Below are 18456 nucleotides of genomic sequence, written 5' to 3' on the forward strand. Positions count from 1 at the left end.
CTGACAGACGACGGCATGGACGAATTGGAGCAGATGCTCAAAGACGCCCGCCGCTCACCCCAAGAATGGAACAACTTCCTCGACAGCTTTGTTGACGACGAGCTCCTCGTCGCTCGCATCAAAGCGAAATCTACGCGGTAGCAATCGGGCGGTTACAGTCAACGTGAAGGGCACGGGGCAGTTTGTCCTTGGAAGAAACGTACTCCAGATGGACTGTGGCGCAGCTTGTGAAGCCATCGACATGCAGCAGCGGCGTCATCCAAAACGTTAGCCCCAGAGATCAGATCAGCCTCCGAGGAAAACACCGCCGGGTTGCGGCTGACGCCGCCAAATCTGGGTACGGATATCATCGCTGTCGGAACCACCGTCGCGACAAACGCGTTCAATCGATGCCATAGCCCTACGTCGCATACCAAGCACAAGCGTGTCCGGCTGAAACCCTTGATTCAACCATCATTCCAAACAGTCCACCGCATGGGGTCGCCGACATTCCGCGGAACGCCCCCGTACCCTACCCTTTGAAGCGTGTTGTTGCCGCTTACCAGAACGAATTCCACACCCAATGCCTGCAGCCTTTCTTTGAGGGTCTGAATTTGACCCGGCTCCATGACGTTTTTGTTCGAGTCATTATGCACGGCAAAACCCGCGAAGTCGGGCCTCAACAATGTTGCGATTTGGACAAGGTCGTCGATCTGACGTTGATCTATGCCGGCGAAACTACGTTTGACCTCATAGAGATGAACCTTACCATCCACGCATGCCAGAACATCAAGATCCGTGCCTTTCGGAAAATTAGCCTTGTCCCTGATATCCAGAGTCGGCGTCAGCATGAACGAGTGGTTCGCACTTTCTAATAACAGGGCCACACACCAAATGACCGCATCCTGGGCGGACGCCGGGCCGAATGCCGCACTGACAAACGAATTTAGCCTGAAATGCGTATCCTCGTCGCCTCCAACCGGCGCGTCCTCGACGGCAGCGCAGATCACGCATTCGAAGTTGTTCGCCATTTGCTCCAGCCCGACCCAATTGGGATGCCGACAACGGCGACATTTCCATCCGTATCCCTGCAATAGAAAGCTTTGGTTTCTGAGGAACTTCAGGCAATCGTCGAGACCTTCTCGTTCCTCCGATTTCTTGACGGTTTGACTGAGTATCTGTCTGAGCACCTTGTAGCTAAGGTATTCGCTAGCCTTCGTATCTTTTTGGACCCACCGGGCGGCTAGCTCCAGAACTCGCTTTGCTGCGCGGTTGAAGTCTTCATCATTCGGCGCCTTGTCCTTGAACCGTCGAGCCAATTCTGCCGTCAGGTCTTTGGTACGACGGGTATCCTGACTGGTGTCCGTCGGCGCGAGCCGCGATATCACATTCAGAATATATCGGTTCGTTAGGAAGACTGCCGCCTCGTTAAGATTGTGGAAGAACTTTAGGACGCCAAGAAGGTCGCGTCCCTTGCCAGACACGCTGATATCGCTGATGCGGTAAGCCGGCCCCCCCGCCTGGTGCTGATTTTGCTCGGCCACACTATTCGGGTGATGGTAGAACAGTGCCTGTCGGAATGCGTTGATATCTTGAGGAATTCGCAAGGTCGGCCTATTCCATTGCATGTCCTCCCAGACCGAGAGGCTCCCCCGTTCAGTAGGTCGAGTCGGTGGCTGAAGCCCAAGCGTCTTCGCTCCGTAATTCTCCATCCTCACGCCTCTATGAAGAGCGAGCCTGCGCGGAAAGATCCAGCGATGCTCAACATTGGAATAGCGGCTGTGGTCCTCAGCTCGCTGCATATCGATGTCGCAAAGCCACGAGCCCACTGTTGTTGGGCCAAGTGGAAAATCCTCCGTGTGCCATGGCCGAACGCAGGGCAGGTCAATTTCGTTGCGATCTATCTTCACGGACTGACTGTTTCTAGGCCCCCCCCATAACCATGCCGGCCACGAGATCATGCTGTGTTGGTATTCCTTTCTTGGATCATTATCGGCGAACGGTTCGAAGCTCGACCCTTTGAGCCTCGCGAATGACGACATAGTCCCAGGACTGGCACCAACTCGATTCGAAACGGCCTCTAACATATCGACCGGCAGCGAGGCGGATATGATTTTCACATTCGCCGCCCCGTTGCCGCCTAATCGACGACTATTCCGGACGCCGCCACATAGGTACTTGATCCAGGCAGGCAACGAACCTTGGACGCGTGGCAAGCCGAACCGAAATATCTGACTGCTTCGAAAAACGTCCAGGGCTTTGTAGTGGTGGATGGCGTTCCAGAAGAGCAGTCGATCGACCTGTTCATCCCCTATGACGAGCGTCAATCGGTCCTCCCAGCTTGCCGCGTGGCTGAGACCGTTGAGATATGGACAGAACATATCGGACATCTGGCTTGGCAAAAGCAGTGCCCCGTCCTTTGAAAGACGCTCCTCCAAATCGGAAATATCACTGACATAGGAGATGACATCGTCGCCGCGAAAACGAGGGGCCTGCTCCTCCTTGCCGGCCCCCCTGTAGCTCAACCTTCGCGCATTCAATCCAAGGTTCACGTGGATCGAGGCGTCGCTCAAAAAGCCGAAACTGTCGGCGAGATCGCGAGCAACATCGCTGCCCGCCTCTCTGTCTAGCACCTCGTTTATCTTTCCCCTTCGCACTTCCTGATGGCGGGCTAGGCGGGGCAACACCGACGTCACTTTCAGTGCGCTATGGAGAAGTTCCTGACGTGGACGTAGGGCGTAATCGTCTTCCCAGTCGTCGAGTGTCTTGTGAACATCGATCGTCGCCGGCGCGAGGCAAAACGCGATCTGCTCACGGAGCGTATCGTCGAGCGGCACGTAACTATAAATGACGTCCGCGTCCCAGAGGTCCAGAAACGCCCAGTCTGTGGTCGCGATTGAACTACCGTCGGTGATGATGATCGGCGTCCGCCGCCCTCCCCACCGCGACATGGATTCAGCGAAGAGGACGTCTAGGAGAGTGTGGCTCGGATCCAGTGGAACCAGATAGGCAACGCGCAGCGGCCTGGGCGTTATGTTGGCGCGGCGAGTCTTGTCGGTGGTCCACATAGAAGGCTATCCAATGGCGGTGTCCGGACACGTTTTTCAGTTGAAGGGCAGCACTAAAGTCCAAAACCCCGGACGTGCCGCGAGCCTGAGACATTTGCATGAGGCATATCATGCAAAGCCGTCATCCATAGCGTGAGCAGCCGGAAGACCGTCTGTTTGCACAACAGGCTCATACCGCCCGATTCACTGGCCGGTTCTCGAGACGCCGAAAACAAGATAGTTGAGACTCAACGGCTCGTCCTTGTCGCCTTTGGGCAGCACCGCACCAGACCCCGTATGCCAGAAGAATTCGTCCCAGTTCCAATCTGTCTCGTCGGTTTGAACGACGACATAGGAGCCGAGACGAAGTTTGGCAGTCGTCCGGCTATCAGAGAAATCCAGGCCGAGAGCGAACTTGAAGACTTCTCTGTTCTTATTACGATTAAGAACGGAGGTCACGACGCCCTCGGCAAGCTTTACGAACGGCTTGAGCACGGGCTGTGCAGTCGTCAACAGGGAAAGGCCGTCCCTGAAGGTCGAATTTCCCAAGGCATCGAGCATCAGGTCGTCGGTATCGCTCTTGACGTTCACGGTTCTGCCTTCGAACGATAGCCCGTCCTTGCCCACGTTGACGCCGACAAATATGGGATGCCCGATATGCGCGGCGAAGCTCTTGTCGTTGGCTGCCACTGTCAGCGCGAACCTCATCGCCTCCGCCTCCTTCTGCGTCTGGTTCTTGCCGCTGAACTCGCAAAGGATCCGGTGTTTTCCCATCCCAGGGTAATTCTGAACATGGAACACGTCGAGGCTGATCTTTAATGGCTGATCCTTGAGTGCATCATCCGCTTTCATTCCAATCGCATTGACAATATCGCATGCCGCCGTATTTCCCACGGCCGGAATAAAACCGATCTTTGCGCCGGTGTAGCCCCATTCATCATTGATGAACGGGACCGACAACCGCTGAGCCTTCCCACCCAAGGCGTGGAAGCGCTTTGCAGCATCGACGTCGCCAATGAGTTCGAGATATTCCGCTATCTCGTTGGGCCGGCAGGATCCGAGAACCTTGTTATTCTGCGTCGTCATCTTCCGTCCCTATTGTTGGATTCGTGTGCGCGGCCTAATTGTCGCTTTTATCGCGGCACTCACCGACGCATAGATGTCCTCACGTACGGTGGTTGCTACCTCGAGCGTAATGGCGAGCGCATACGGCACCAAGGATTCGCGGAAGTTGGCGCTCAACGCCCTTGCCTGAACGCCGACGAAGAGACCCGCGGAATCGGTGAACGCCGTACTGTTTTCGCCTTCGAGCACAAAATGCGCGACAGTCCCGCGTCGCACGTCGTCCGGATGAGGTTGAATCACCTTTTTCAACCCGCGCCAGAAATTTCGGCTTCCGTCACGATCGACGATGTCCAGCGCCGCACCACGGTAGGCGATCGAAGTCGGATGGAAAGGCGGCGACCACGTCAGCGTCATCACTATCCTTCGAAGTTCACGCGAGCCGATCATGCTGGCAGGAATCGGGATCCTGTACTCGTGAAGCTGCTCGTGCGAAATGGCGTCATCCGCAAGCAAAGTGATGCGGTTGGACTCCCCGGCGACGACGCGGGTGAAGTCAGGACGCCCAAACCCCAGAAATTTGGTGATGCTCCCTCGGCGGGCCCGCCATTGCTTGGCTGATGCAGGGGGATAGATGCGCTCCAGGATGTCTCCATGACCGCGCCACGCAGAACCATGGATCAGCAAAGCTCTCGTCGCCAAAGCCCTTCGCTCGAAAGAAGAAAGCTCAAGCCCCTCCCCAGCCAGCATCTCCTCCAAAGCATCGACGACCATAATTCCGGCGCGGGTGACCAACGCGGCCGCGTTGCTTGTGCCGGTCGTGCGCGACGTGCGGGACAGGCTGCCCGCAAAAGGGTCCGGTGCGGCCGCCTTCTGACCCAGCACGCCGGTATCGCTTGGCCAAAGCACATGGCCATCGCCGGTGTCCTCGGTGTTGGCAAGCTGCCGCCCACCGGCTTCAACCAGATCTGGCTTCAGGGATCGATTGATTCCGGGGCCAATCGCACTCCCCAAATTGGTGACGCCGAAAGAAGGGAAAGGATCCACATGCCCCGGAGGGCAGTCGCCAGCTTCATCGAGGTGCAGCGCTCCAACCGTAAGAACATTCATCGCCTCGGCAGGGCTGAGGAGGCCACGAATACCCTTCGTCGCCTCTACCGCAAGCATCGTCGCCGCCTGCCGTTCGACTGGATTTGCCGCGACGTATGCAGCCTCGTCCGCGAAACCGGTCGGAAACTCCCTCCCTATGTTGCCCGCGCTTACGACGAACAAGATCCCGTATTCCAAGCTCATCCAGTCAAGCAGTCTTGCCCAAACACTCGGCCGACGCACGAATGACCCTTCGGAGTCACAGACCGAGTGGTTGATCAAGACAACGTCCGGGCCTGTCGGCGGATTGCCGTTCAAACCCTGCTTCAACGCTTGAACCGCTCGGTAAATCAACCCGATCGGCAAATAATCGGTGTCGAGACGCTCGTCGGAAAATCCCTGAGGCGCAGCAAGGATCGGGACGGCCTTAAGCCGTCTGGTGATGGGCTCTTCACCGGCGGCCAGATCGCCGTGGATGATAAGCGACGCGATGGCCGTACCGTGGTAACGACGGTTCACAGGCACCATGGCGCCGGTGATATCGACCTCCTCGACATCTACTCGGCCAGCGAGCAGACGATGGTTTGCCATCGGGTATCCGTCAAGGATTGCCGCGACGGCTGGGCGAAGATCATCTGCTTCGAATCCTTCGGCCTCGACGATTGGCTCGCCCCCTTCGGGATTGGGATTCGAGCGAAAGAACGACTGTGGGCGGATCGACATGATCTGGTCGGCGTTCGCGACGACGCCTGAGCGTGACTGCACTCCGCCGGCTTCTTCAGGAGGCACTTCAACGAGCGCGACCTGATATCGGATTGGGTCGATCGTGACGAAGTCAACGATAGTGCCGCCAACCTCGTCAAGAACAGCTTGAAGGCCTTCATGGGCGGAAGCCCTAAGAAGCGAATCGCCGCGGAACCAGAGATCCACCTCCAGCCGCACTGCTGCTTCGGGATCTCGCTGGAGCTGTCGACCGATAAATGCCTGCGTTGCAGGATCGATACGATCGGTGGCGTTCCATGGTCTGATCGCAGACAGATACCCGAATACTTTCCACCAATCTTGCTCGCCTGGACCGGCCGAGAGTTTCGACGTGAACCTGTTCCACATCGCCAGCAACCGCTCGACGCCATTGATGGTCGGCATCGTCACATACATGAGAGACGATACGACCTCGTCTTCATCGCCATCGCCGGACGAGGCAACGACGTCGAGTTCAGCGTTCGCATAATCCTCCGTCAGCCACTCGAAGCCGATTTGTTGGACGGCCTCTACAAACTTTTCAACGGGACCGATCACCTCAAAAACGAGAGCCCGATCTGGTGACGCGAATGCGGGATTACTATTGACGCCGGCGGCAATCGACTGCCGGAGCATGTCAATGCCCGGCGCTAGCCGTCTGGCTTGGCTCTCAGATGAGAGTGCCCGTGGCGGGATGTATTTTCTCCGGCCTTTTATTCTTTTTTGAAGTTTCAGGAGGCGCTGGATTCGGACTATCGGACGGTTGGCTATCGGTCGCACTCCCTGCGTGCGATTTCTTCTTCTCAAGCTTAGCCAGCGCCGAATTGATCGCTTCTTCCGGCGAAACTTTTCCTCGGGACAAAACAACCTTACGTCGGATGTCCAAAGTAAAACCCTCGATATCCGAAAAGTTCATGCCAAGCAACGATTCAACAAACAAATTCTCGTTTACGTTGCATTTGCCATCAAAATCCTTGAGAAGGCGTCGGAACCACTCGGCGATCTCGGGCCTGCCAGGGAGCGGCACCTCAAGACGAAGTTCAAACCGACGCCAAACGGCACGATCCAATAATTCTGGATGATTCGTCGCGCAAACCACGACACAGTGGCTTGGGATCGAATCCATCTGCAGCAGCAGCGAGCTGACGACCCGCTTGATCTCGCCAGTTTCCTGCGTGTCGCCGCGCTCCTTGCCGACCGTGTCGAACTCATCAAAAAACACCAGGCATGGCTTCTGTGAGATGAAGTCCGTCAGCTTGCGCAAACGCGTTGCGGTTTCGCCAAGATAGCTCGCGATCAGCCCGTCATACCGGACCACCAAGAATGGAAGTTTAAGCTCGGAAGCAAGAACCTCGGCGAGACTCGTCTTGCCCGTGCCGGGAGGACCGACCAGCAAAACCTTGTGTCGAGGCTCCAGCCCATGGGAGCGCAGAAGCGTGAGATCAGAGTATTCAGCGACGAAGTCGCGGATATCGTCTCCGATTTCGCGAGGTAGCACGAGATCTTTTAGACGCCGACGCGGCGTTAACTCAACAAGCGAGCCTTCGACGGATGCTGGGATGACACTTCGAGCACGGGCACCCGCCTGCGGCATGCGCGAACCTCCGGATGTTTTTTCGAGCCGTTCGGCATATCCAAGCAATTGCTGCGAGCGCGCCTCGGCTGCGAGCGCTTGCAGAGCGGCACGCGCGGGTCCCGTGTCAAGGACATGGTCTTCCTTTTTTCGCGCCGTTTCAGTGCGTGGCATGTTCTCTGTAGTCCTTCTTGAAACCTGCTTCGAGATCATAGGCAAACCCGCGAGTTAATATAGAGTTTCAATTTATTAAATTCTCAAAAGCAAGTGACTGAACTCAATCTGCCACAGTTCAGCCCGTCCAGCGCCACAAGGCCCCAAGCTCAGCCCCAACTCCCAGGCGTGACTACCTGAGGAAAATTTTATCAATTCTCCTTGCCGAAGCGTGATTTTCCAATCCTCTTTAGCACACGGTTCATGCCCGCCCCCAAGGTTTGAAGGAGTAAATACGACGATAGATCGAGCCTATCGAGTCGGATTTCAATTATCCTGTTGCCTTCGGAGGATTAGGTCAATCGCCGATAAACGCTCCTTTCAATTTCGGGCATGACGCCAAGCCGTCGTAATCTGGCGGAAATCACACTTTGACGGATCGTCGGCGACGTCTTTAACGAAAGCAGCGAAGCGATCTACTCCGGCCCAAGCTTCTATCCTTCCACATACGCAAGTCGAGATTGCGGACGCGAGGCGCCGAGCAAACCGTCCTGGAGATTTCGATGAGGGGAAATTATGCGTGAGACAGATCACCTCCCCCAGCTTCGCCATCGCCGCTAAGAGCCTGACCGCCTTTCGGCTCAGGAGTCGGTGAGCGCCTCCATGATCTCGTTTGCTAGAATCGGCACAGCGCCAGACGCTTTTGACATTCGACAACTGGGGCACAAACGCTGCTTGAGCCTTCCAGTGGCCGCAGGCAGGACATTGATGTTGGTTCGATCACGGATTCGGTTGGCTCGAATACGCGGGAGGCGATCGGAGCTTCGAGGCAGGCGGACCGACACTCAGCAAAGCAGCTCGGAGATCTCAGAGGCCGGGTGCTACGGCGCCACGCGCACGGTAGCCAGATGGTGGCGAAGAATTTGATCGCTGGGCCTGCGTGAGTGCGATGAGCCGATCATGGTCGGATCCGCGAGTGTAGGAAGGCGCAACATATCGACGCGTGAAGCCCGTCCTCGGTCGCAAAGATCACCCGGAGGCATCGTCCAACGGAAGAGTGAACACGAACATTGCGCCGTTCAGGTCCGCCTTTTCCGCCCATCCGGACAGACCGGGACCGATTATCCGGAAAGAGGCAAAGAAGCTGCAAAGGCCCCTTCCAGAAGAGAAAATGATGGTGCTGCCGCGCTACACCGAGGTAGGCGGTCTTGGTGGACATCCGAATAAAGCGACGGATTTATTCGCTGGAATTTAATTTTGCCAGAGCTCGTATTTGTCGGATGAGTTGGTAGTGACGGTGCCATGGCCACGAACGGATTCAAGACGGGAGCTCGCCGCGGTACTTGATTATCGGCACCATGCACCATGAGACCGACCATCAGCCGGAGCGTATCGACAATGAAGTGGTGCTTGTCTTCTTTCCCGTGTCTAAAGGCTCAGATGCCTTCGCTTCGGTCGTTCTGACACTTTGGAAATCGATGGCACCAGCCGTTGGAGAGGCCCCTGCCCTTGCAGCCCTCGTACTCCCATGACGGGGTTGATCCCTGACCATGGACCCATCGCCCGCGATATGCGCTGAGGCCTAAAGCGCGGCTTTTGACCAAATAAAGAAAACCCGCCGAATTGCTCCACCGTTCTGTTTTCTGCGACAGAACGGCGCAACCGCGCTGGTGGCGCTTAAACATATATTGTAGATATATCTTTTAATTGCTACTGAAGGCGAAATACTGACACACCAGCAGAATGGAAAGATCATGTCGGCAATCCTGAGTGAACAAACAAAATCGATCGTCAGAGCCACGGTTCCAGCGCTCGCCGCGCATGGCACCGACATCACCGCGGTGATGTACGATCGCCTGTTCCAAAAGGATGAGGTGAAGAGCCTTTTTAATCAATCGAACCAAGGAGAAAACGGGCGTCAGACGAAGGCGCTTGCACACGCAATCCTCGTCTACGCCCAGAACATTGACAATCCTGGTGTTCTCGCTGGCGCCGTGGAGCGGATCGCGCAGAAGCATGTAGGTCTTCACATCCAGCCGCACCACTACCCACATGTCGCGACTGCGCTTCTGGCCGCCATCAAAGAAGTGCTTGGCGACGTGGCGACGGACGAGATTCTGAACGCGTGGGGCGAAGCATTCTGGTTCCTCGCCGGCATTCTCATTGGACGTGAGGAGCAGGTATACAAGGAACTGAATTCAGCAGAGGGTGGCTGGAACGGCTGGCGTCGGTTCCGCGTTGCGGAAAAGCGGAAGGAGAGCGATATAATCATGTCGTTCGTTCTTGAGCCTGACGACGGTGGCAGCGTCGTTCTTCACCGACCTGGTCAGTATTTGACGTTCAAGGTTGCAATTCCAGGCAGCGACGAGCACCGCCGTAACTACAGCATCTCGTCGGCGCCGAACGGCAAGACCTATCGCATCTCGGTCAAGCGGGAGCCGCTGGGCCTGATATCGAACCACCTGCACGACGCGGTTTGCGAAGGGGATGTCCTTGATGTGGCGCCGCCGACGGGTGACTTCTTCCTCAAGGAAGGAACTCAAAGACCAGTAATCCTTTTGAGCGGAGGCGTTGGGTTAACCCCGATGATCAGCATGCTTGAGGCGATCGCGTCCACTAAAGACGCGGCGACGGTCCACTATGTGCATGGAACGCTAGACGGTAGGGTCCACGCTATGGGCGAGCACGTCCGAAAACTGACGTCTCGGAAAAGCGGACTGAACTCCGCGATATTCTACCAAGCGCCGCATGAGACGGACGAAAAGGGCATCCATTATGACCACGAAGGATATGTCACCGTCGACTGGCTGGCGGAAAACACGCCGCTAACCGAAGCCGACGTTTATCTTTGTGGTCCGAAACCCTTCCTGGCGATGTTCGTGAAAGGCCTCGCCACAGCGGGCGTCTCAAGTGAGCGCCTTCATTACGAATTTTTCGGACCCGCAGACGATTTAGCGGCATAATGAGCCCGCCCGGTCAGAGCTCGCTCTCTGATCGGGAATTTTTTGAAGTTATCGAGGACAATCATGCGGCTAACCGTTTATTCCGATTACGCTCTGCGGCTAATGATGTACCTCGGCTTGCGCGAAAATGGTCTCTCTACGATCGACGACGTCGCCAATGCGTACGGGATTTCAAAGGCCCACCTGATGAAGATCACACATGAACTGGGCAAGAAAGGCCTGATTGAAACGGTTCGTGGCCGGCAAGGTGGCATGCGGCTTGGACGGGAGACCAAGAGCATTCGCGTCGGCGAGATCGTCAGGGCATGCGAACCCGATTTCGCGCTCGTACCCTGCATGGAGGCGGATGTCGGCATCGTATGTGCCGTTCAGCCTGCCTGCATTCTTAAGCGCGCGCTCGCCCAGGCCGGAAAGGCGTTCCTGGAAGTTCTCGACGGATATACGCTGCAGGATCTTGTCGCACCGCAAACTGCTCTAAGAGACCTGCTCCACCTTTCGCCCTCACCGGCGCCTATACTTTCCCGCACATAAGCTGAACGGCACGAAAATAATCAAGTGCCTCAGTTTTGTCCCGTCGCGATACCGCGCCTGGATGTACGCAGCGCATAATCAAACCCTGTTTCATTGCCCGTCCGGGAGCGCGTTGTAGACGGGCTGCGCGGTCCTCGACGTTCATTGGTTCGTTTTGGGGCCCGACAGGTAAAGCTGACACTTGAAGCCTTGGTGCCAAGATTTGGTTTCGCTCGAAGCCAACATAGGCTTTCTGGACGAGGCGAAATCGACCAGCGTCAGTTAGATATATAATGGCTTAAAAATCATCTCGGCACATCGCGAGGACTACTTCATGGAGCTTGCTCCAAGATCAGGAAATCACCTGCAACACCCGGTCCAGTCGATCCCTGTAGAGTGCGAGTGCAGGAACCAATGCAAAGACACATCCGACTACGACCATGAGCAAAGCGAGCGACACTTCGTGAACACCGATCGACGGTGTTAGTGCAATCCCCGTCTGAGCGCCTATATAGACACCTGCCAAGTGAGAGCCCGCGAGTCCTATGACAAGCCCGGCAGCAGCACCACTCACGACGATAGTCACGACATAGAGCCAGATGCAGGCGAACACGTACGTCCTTGGTGCTCCCAGCGCCCGAAGCACGGCGAAACGGCGTCGGTGAACGCGCAGTAGGACGACCACACAGGTGATTACGGCTGCGATAACCAAAGCCTGAGTGCCGCCTGCAAGTGCCGTCATCATAACCCGGATGTCGCCGAGCACCTGATAGAGCCCGACCAAAACTTCCGCCGGAAAGAAGGCTGTCGATTTCTCCGTGCGGAACAGATTCCGCAGACCGTATGCTCCGGCCAGGTTCTCAGGCTTTACGACCATCGCCGGGACCCCGGCGAGGTACGCATCGTCAAAGGGCGGTCCGAGGGCTGTTTCTGCTCCGGGCGGGTGTCCTGTGGGAAGATTGTGCAGCTTCCAGATCTGTTCTACCGGGATGATCACGGCGCGATCCCAGGGCGACCCCTGCGCGGAAAGGCGACCCACCACGGTAAAGGTGTTGGCGTGGACGAGACCGCCGATGGTTTCATCCGGACCGTGGCCGTGGCTCGTCCGAAAAGTGTCGCCGACTTTTAGCGGGGAAGCGTGGCCGACGACGGCTTCCTCCCAGGTTTCGAACCCCCGCCCCTCCGGAATCCGCCCGCTCGCCAGATGCAGGACCAAATCCCGCGTCGTCCCGACCACCGGATCACCGTCCACACTGTCGCCGAACGCGAGGGGCGCGGCGAAAGCCACCCGCTTCTCGGCCAGAACCTGCCGGACGACGTCAGCGCTCAGCAGTTCGACCGAACCTGGCCGAAGAAAGAGCGACTTCAACGTCACATCGGTGATGCTTCCTCGAGCGGCGACAATGAGATCGAACTTGTCGACAGCACGCGCGCTCGCCTGTTTCAGCGCGCGCTCCTGCGAAATGATCGCGACGCCAAGCGCCGTGGCGATCATCACGAGCATCACGAGTGTCAGATTCAAGCGTCGATCGGCGCGCAGGGTGGAGAATACCATTGGCAACGGGTTCATGAGGCTACTTCCTGCCGCGCGATTCTGCCGTGGTCGAGATAGATGGTCGTGGCTGCGCGGGCGACAAGCTCCGGATCGTGGCTGACAGCGATGACCGTCTTCCCCTTCGCCGCCTCCTCAATCAGAGCCTCGATGACGAAAGCACCATTCTTCGTATCGAGGCTGGCAGTGGGTTCGTCCGCCAAGATGATTGGCGGGTCAAAAAGCAAGGCCCTGGCAATCGCGACCCGTTGCTGCTCGCCGCGAGACATGCGCGAAACAGTCGTCCGATCCGACGGGATGCCGAACCGATGCATGAGCGATCCTGCATCAATTGCGGATTGCGCCGACTTGCCGAAGCTGAGCGGCAAGCGGATATTGTCGAGCGGCGACAGTTCGCCGATAAGGTTGAAATCCTGGAAGATCATTCCCACCGTCCGCCGCCGCCACGCGTCGCGGCGGCTTTCTCGCAATTCCGTGACCGTCTCGCCAAATGCCGAAACTGAACCGCTGTTGACGGGAGTGATCCCCGAAATCACGTTCAGGAGGGTGGATTTTCCTGAGCCGGAGGGGCCTGCCACCACGGTCAGTTCGCCGGGCCGGAATATAAGGTCGTCAATTGTCAGAATGGCGCGTTTGCTGCGCAAGCTGTCTGACACATCGACCAAGATCCGCTGAAGCGAAACCATGCTTTTAAAGCCGCTCGAAAACAGCGTCGGCAAGCCGTAGGAAGCTCACAAATCCCGTCTCGGGATCCTTCTCGAACCCGACCTCGAGCTTTCCCACGACCTTGATCGGAAAGTTAAATGGCGTGGCGTCCACGATCGACGAAGTCTTGATCATGACGATGTCCGTCGGCCAGTCGAGTGTGGAGTCACAGAACGGACAGACGGCCATCGGCATCTTGGTCAAGACGAAGAACGAGGCCTGGGCTTTAAGCGGCGGTGCCATGTAACCGACGATCTCGACTTCACTGCCTGCAAGAGCGGTGGTCTTGGCAGACGGATCGCTGCCCTTTTCATAGAGTTCGGTGAATGCCAGCGTGTCGGCCGCTGCCGCGGCAAGGCCTGTCGCAATCGAAATCGCAACGAACATCAAGAAAACACCCGTAATCAGTCGTCGCATGCGTCAACCTACGAAAACAGACAACCCGGCGTCTGGCCGGATTGCCTGATCCTGTTTGGAAATCTTAGTCTTCCTGACCGAGCCCGGAGGCGTTCGACAGGACGTGATAGACGTAATTTTCTTCCACCGTGCCCGAGAACAAGTGCGCCTGCGGACCCCACGCGTAGATCACAACGTCGTCCCCGGCATGAGTTTCCGATTCCATCGGCACAAGCGCCGGCTGCAGGAAGTCAGGAGACATCGTATCGACTGCGGTGAGGTCCGGTCGGACACCTGCGGGCTCCGCTACTGTCTTGTCCTTGCCCAAAGCCGGGAACAGCGATCCAGGACCGTTCGCATATCCAAGCGTCGTGTAGGGCTTGCCGTCGGCTGCCTTGGCCACGGTGCCATCGACATCTACGACGAGACCGAACAGCGGGTTACCGCGCTTCGGATAACCGTTGATGGTCATGGTATGACCATGATCGGCAGTGGCGACGATCAACGTATCCTCCCGCTTGGTCATTTCCAGCGCCTTCTTGATGGCCTGGTCAAAGGCAATGGCATCTTCCAGGGCGCGGGCAGCGTTGCCTGCGTGGTGGGCATGGTCGATCCGACCTCCCTCGACCATCAACACGAAGCCCTTTTCGCTTTGGGAAAGGCGCTCAATCGACTTTACCGTCATCTCGGCGAGCGACGGCTCGCCCTTGGTGTCCTTGGGACGGTCAAGCTCGTATTCCATGTGGCTGCGGTCGAACAGGCCGAGAAGCTTCGCACCTGACTTCAGATCGGCGGCATCGAAGCCGGCCTTATCGGTGACATAGAGGTGGTTGTTGCTCTTGGAAGTCCACTCGCCCGTCAGGTCGCGCTTGTCCGTACGGCTGCCTGTCTTGCCTTCGTCTTCGGCATCCGCTGTCTCCGCCGGAACAAAGTTGCTGCGGCCACCACCGAGGATAACCTCGAAACCGTCACCTGCCGTCGAGTTCACGAGCTGATCGGCGAGGTCCTTGCAGCCCTTGGCTAGCTCCTCGCCGACTTCCTTGTCGTTTTCCCAGTCGCGGTCAGGCGTGTGGCCGTAGGTCGCAGCGGGCGTCGCATGCGTGATGCGGGCGGTCGAGACCACGCCTGTGGCCAGGCCCGCTTCCTCGGCCATTTCAAAGATCGACTTGACTTCTTTGCCCTTCGAGCCTTCGCAATCGCCAACGACGGCATCCTGATTTAGACCGATGATGTCATTGCGGGTTTTGACGCCCGAGACCATCGCCGTGGCCGTCGGGGCCGAATCGGAGACCTGTCCGTCGTGACTGTAAGTCTTCGAGATTGCCGTATAAGGGAAAGTATCGATAGTCAGGATGTTCGATTCGCCGTCAACGCCGCGTTTCTGACCTTCCAGAATACGCGCAGCCGTGACGGTTGCGACACTCATTCCGTCGCCAACAAAGATGATGACGTTCTTCGCCTTGCCCGTGATCGGCTGGATGGCGAGTTTGGCGTCAAGCGCTGCCTTGGCTGCCGTGAAGTAGCTGTCGGCGGCCTGCGGAAGATCGGCCGCGTTGACATTCGCAACCATCAGCGCAGCACAGCATACGCTGGAAAAAAGTGTCCTGATCATCAGTGAACCCCCTCGAAGAAATTGAATACAGCCGGACTTGGGAAAGTCGCGTCGATTGGCAAACTATTGAGGGTTCATTTCAGGCATATGACGGTCACTCGTGAGAATGTCCGGCGTGATGGTGTTCAGTTGCGCCGACAGGCTCGACCTCGGGATGAACTACCAACTCGCCGCCCGGTTCGAAGGTCACAACAATTTCTATTTCCTCTCCGGCCACAAGCTCCTCCGAGAGGTTTTCCAGCTTGATTGCCAGCCCGCCTGGGTCAAGTTGGACTTCTCCGGCCGGGATATCGAGTGCACCTATCTCGGCCGTGGAAAGCTCGGTTTCCTTCATCACGATGCCGACGACCGCGGCACGCTGCGCCAAGTCGGCCCTGACGCCGACCAGCCTAACGGGCCTGCCCGCGTTTTCGATGTCCATGAAGACCAAGGTCGAGCCTCCTACTGCCGCGGCCCTGACCCACGGATGGACGACTCGAATGGTGCCGACGGCGGTAAGGTGTCCATGCTCCTCCGCCCTTCCATTCGAAACCGGGCTGAAAATGGCCGCGCAGGTCATCAATCCAAGTAAATGTCGAGTTAGCATTTCTGAACCATCCTTTGTCTCTCTCAGATAGCAATGGGGTTTGTCACTGCCATGACAGCGGGCTTGGCCTTCTACGTTCACTCTCCGCAATCCATCAAAACAAGCGGCAGGCTTTGGCGAGTGGAGATGCGAATTGCAGGCACTGCTCCAGTCGTAGTAACGCAGCAGTTGATTTTCCTCGTTAACGATCCACGTTGCTCGGACATCGGTGCTCGATGCAATGTTGTGTGCCCTCTTGTCCCCGATGACCCGACGACTATATATGTCGATAATGATAGAGATATTGAAACATGAATGAGAAAGAGGCCCTTTTAGCCTTCGCGGCGCTTTCCCAGCAAACGCGTCTGAATGTCCTGCGCGCGCTTGTAGTAGCTGGACCTGAAGGAATGGCGGCCGGAGAAATAGCAGACATGGCAAGTGTCTCCCCGTCCAACATCAGCTTTCATTTAAAGGAGCTTGAGCGCTCTGGCCTGATTGCGGTCCGCCGAAGCAGCCGGTCCATGTTCTATAGCGCCCGTTTTGACGCGCTGGGCTCGCTTGTTGAATTCCTTGTGAAGGACTGTTGCTCGGGACACCCTAACATCTGCGCTGCGTTCTCGAAGGCATCTATTTCGACCACGTAAACCACGCCATACCGATCCCAAACTATGTACGGAGCTTTTCTTGACCGAACTTCCCGCCGCCCATGTCGAACACCTCCTCCAGCCGGATGTCGACGCACTGAGACCGCCTTTCTCAACCCATAAGCCGCGGATTCTCATTCTGTATGGTTCCCTCAGGGAGGTCTCGTACAGCCGTCTGCTCGCGCAAGAGGCTGGTCGCCTTCTTGAGCACTTCGGATGCGAAGTCCGGATCTATAACCCGGAGGGGCTGCCTCTTCCCGATGCCGCCCCGGTCTCACATCCGAAAGTGCAGGAACTGCGATCATTGTCGGAGTGGTCCGAAGGCCAGGTCTGGGTCAGTCCCGAGCGGCACGGCGCGATGACCGGCATCATGAAAGCCCAGATCGATTGGATCCCGCTTGCCGTCGGATCGGTGCGCCCGACGCAGGGTAAGACGCTGGCGGTCATGGAGGTCTCCGGTGGATCGCAGTCCTTCAATGCCATCAACCAGCTCCGAATCCTCGGGCGCTGGATGCGGATGATCACCATCCCGAACCAGTCGTCCGTAGCGAAGGCCTTCCAGGAGTTCGACACCAACGGCCGTATGAAGCCGTCGCCCTATTACGACCGGGTGGTTGATGTCTGTGAGGAACTCGTCAAGTTCACGCTGCTGACCCGCGATGCCTCGGCATATCTGACCGACCGCTACAGCGAGCGCAAGGAAGAAGCCGAAAAGCTTGAGCAGCGGGTCAACCTCAAGTCAATTTAGGTTGCAAAATGGATGAGCCGAGTCTGCTACCAGCCGCCAAGTCTCGAGTCATTGATTGGGAGAGATGCCCATGCAGTCACTTGTCGATGTCGATGGCTAGGCCTGGGACCGAACCAGCGTCTCCTTCGAGAAGTTTTCCTCGAGGGCCCGAGTGCCGCGCTGGGTCACGCGGGCTGCGCTTTCCATCAACTGTGCGAACGCGCGCTCGCTGATCCGATCCGCGTTGTTGAGGATACGGATCATCGGATCATTGATCGCTTCTGGTACAGTCAGGTCGTTTTTCATCGCGCACCTCCGATCCCGGCAGCGTACTCGCAAATGATGACCGCCGTATTACAAATGGCCGCCTTTAGGGTTTGGAGGTGACGTAAGACTCTTATTTCGGGCTAAGCGTCTCCATCAGCCATGGCATATGCTCGCGTGCAGATCGGCCCGCCCCCAACAAGGTCGCAGAGGCCGCGCCTGTCCAGCTTCCGTATCCAGCAAGCCACAGCCGTGGCTGCTTCAGGGACCGGCCTCGATCAGCCTCCACCGTGCCGTCACCCTCAACGACGCCCAGGTCGCGAAGATGGTTGAGGGAGGGCCGAAATCCTGTACACCAGACAATGGCATCCGCTCTCGTGGAACTGCCATCCTTCCATATGACCGAGTCGACATCTACCCGCTCGAATGGTCGCACTGCTTTCAACGAACCTCGATCTCGGGCCGCCTTGACCGGTGGAACCATCACGATATCACCCAGACCGCCAACAGGACCGGCTCCCGCTTCTTTGCCGAGCACCCTCGCGGTCGCACGCTCGAACAGCACGCGCCCATCGACGTCATCGGGAAGAAATATCGGTGGGGCAGGCGTGACCCAAGTGACGTCCGCGACTTCAGAAAGTTCGGCCACGATCTGCGCGCCGGAGTTTCCACCCCCCACGACAATCACTGAGCGGCCTTCAAGGTTCTCAGGCGAGCGATAGTGCGCCGAATGCGTCTGGAGGCCCTCGAAGCTGTCGATGCCGGGATAGGTGGGGATAAACGGGTTCGACCAGGTCCCGGTGGCGCTGATCACTGATCGTCCCCGGTATATGCCCCGGTTCGTGACGACCTCAAGCGCTTCCGTCACCTCTTT

Annotated in this window: 15 protein-coding genes and 1 pseudogene; 4 read left to right on the plus strand and 12 right to left on the minus strand. The window is 57.4% G+C overall.

Annotation, left to right across the window (positions count from 1 at the left end; translation table 11 throughout):
- Nucleotides 1–446: 446 nt before the first annotated feature.
- The 5 genes and pseudogenes from ACP7E0_RS34045 to ACP7E0_RS34065 form a co-directional block, all read right to left on the minus strand.
- Nucleotides 447–3047 carry a hypothetical protein gene (locus ACP7E0_RS34045; protein ID WP_426131678.1) on the minus strand — a complete coding sequence of 867 codons (2601 nt, stop codon included), beginning with the start codon at nucleotides 3045–3047 and terminating at the stop codon, nucleotides 447–449.
- 183 nt (nucleotides 3048–3230) lie between these two features.
- Nucleotides 3231–3986 (minus strand): hypothetical protein, encoded by a 756-nt coding sequence (locus ACP7E0_RS34050; RefSeq protein ID WP_426131680.1) that lies wholly within the window; start codon nucleotides 3984–3986, stop codon nucleotides 3231–3233.
- A 135-nt stretch (nucleotides 3987–4121) separates the two neighbouring features.
- Entirely contained in the window at nucleotides 4122–6554 is a 2433-nt protein-coding gene (locus ACP7E0_RS34055; protein WP_426131682.1) for a S8 family peptidase, read from the minus strand.
- A 34-nt stretch (nucleotides 6555–6588) separates the two neighbouring features.
- The gene (locus ACP7E0_RS34060) at nucleotides 6589–7665 is read right to left on the minus strand and encodes an AAA family ATPase (protein WP_426131683.1); all 1077 of its coding nucleotides are present in this window, start codon (nucleotides 7663–7665) and stop codon (nucleotides 6589–6591) included.
- A 1270-nt stretch (nucleotides 7666–8935) separates the two neighbouring features.
- Nucleotides 8936–9210: pseudogene (locus ACP7E0_RS34065) on the minus strand (IS5/IS1182 family transposase); the annotation flags it as partial.
- A gap of 188 nt (nucleotides 9211–9398) precedes the next feature.
- Here ACP7E0_RS34065 and hmpA point away from each other — a divergent pair.
- Complete coding sequence (gene hmpA, locus ACP7E0_RS34070) at nucleotides 9399–10607, plus strand: NO-inducible flavohemoprotein (RefSeq protein WP_426131685.1); 1209 nt, start codon at nucleotides 9399–9401, stop codon at nucleotides 10605–10607.
- Nucleotides 10608–10670: 63 nt separating this feature from the next.
- The gene (locus ACP7E0_RS34075; protein ID WP_426131687.1) at nucleotides 10671–11138 is read left to right on the plus strand and encodes an RrF2 family transcriptional regulator; all 468 of its coding nucleotides are present in this window, start codon (nucleotides 10671–10673) and stop codon (nucleotides 11136–11138) included.
- A 331-nt stretch (nucleotides 11139–11469) separates the two neighbouring features.
- On the opposite strand, the gene ACP7E0_RS34080 is transcribed toward ACP7E0_RS34075, so the two are convergent.
- From ACP7E0_RS34080 to ACP7E0_RS34100, 5 genes are all read right to left on the minus strand, one after another.
- Nucleotides 11470–12687, minus strand: coding sequence for an FtsX-like permease family protein (locus tag ACP7E0_RS34080; protein WP_426131689.1), 1218 nt, complete (start codon nucleotides 12685–12687; stop codon nucleotides 11470–11472).
- The gene (locus ACP7E0_RS34085; RefSeq protein ID WP_426131690.1) at nucleotides 12684–13355 is read right to left on the minus strand and encodes an ABC transporter ATP-binding protein; all 672 of its coding nucleotides are present in this window, start codon (nucleotides 13353–13355) and stop codon (nucleotides 12684–12686) included. The genes ACP7E0_RS34080 and ACP7E0_RS34085 overlap by 4 nt, the downstream gene beginning before the upstream one ends.
- Nucleotides 13356–13359: 4 nt before the next feature.
- Nucleotides 13360–13761, minus strand: coding sequence for a hypothetical protein (locus tag ACP7E0_RS34090; RefSeq protein WP_426131692.1), 402 nt, complete (start codon nucleotides 13759–13761; stop codon nucleotides 13360–13362).
- Between the two features lie 94 nt (nucleotides 13762–13855).
- Nucleotides 13856–15382 (minus strand): alkaline phosphatase, encoded by a 1527-nt coding sequence (locus ACP7E0_RS34095; protein ID WP_426131694.1) that lies wholly within the window; start codon nucleotides 15380–15382, stop codon nucleotides 13856–13858.
- A 94-nt stretch (nucleotides 15383–15476) separates the two neighbouring features.
- On the minus strand, nucleotides 15477–15968 hold the full coding sequence (locus ACP7E0_RS34100) for a copper chaperone PCu(A)C (RefSeq protein WP_426131702.1): 492 nt from the start codon (nucleotides 15966–15968) through the stop codon (nucleotides 15477–15479).
- A gap of 290 nt (nucleotides 15969–16258) precedes the next feature.
- Here ACP7E0_RS34100 and ACP7E0_RS34105 point away from each other — a divergent pair, with 290 nt between their 5' ends.
- Together ACP7E0_RS34105 and arsH are read left to right on the plus strand one after the other, a co-directional pair.
- On the plus strand, nucleotides 16259–16591 hold the full coding sequence (locus ACP7E0_RS34105) for an ArsR/SmtB family transcription factor (protein WP_426131695.1): 333 nt from the start codon (nucleotides 16259–16261) through the stop codon (nucleotides 16589–16591).
- 40 nt (nucleotides 16592–16631) lie between these two features.
- The gene (gene arsH, locus ACP7E0_RS34110) at nucleotides 16632–17339 is read left to right on the plus strand and encodes an arsenical resistance protein ArsH (RefSeq protein WP_426131697.1); all 708 of its coding nucleotides are present in this window, start codon (nucleotides 16632–16634) and stop codon (nucleotides 17337–17339) included.
- Between the two features lie 96 nt (nucleotides 17340–17435).
- Here arsH and ACP7E0_RS34115 read toward each other — a convergent pair whose 3' ends face one another.
- Together ACP7E0_RS34115 and ACP7E0_RS34120 are read right to left on the minus strand one after the other, a co-directional pair.
- Complete coding sequence (locus ACP7E0_RS34115) at nucleotides 17436–17624, minus strand: hypothetical protein (protein ID WP_426131699.1); 189 nt, start codon at nucleotides 17622–17624, stop codon at nucleotides 17436–17438.
- A gap of 91 nt (nucleotides 17625–17715) precedes the next feature.
- The coding region (locus ACP7E0_RS34120; RefSeq protein ID WP_426131701.1) for an NAD(P)-binding domain-containing protein at nucleotides 17716–18456 on the minus strand (741 nt) is incomplete at its 5' end.

The sequence above is a fragment of the Pararhizobium sp. PWRC1-1 genome (assembly GCF_049897905.1).
Lineage (GTDB): Bacteria > Pseudomonadota > Alphaproteobacteria > Rhizobiales > Rhizobiaceae > Pararhizobium.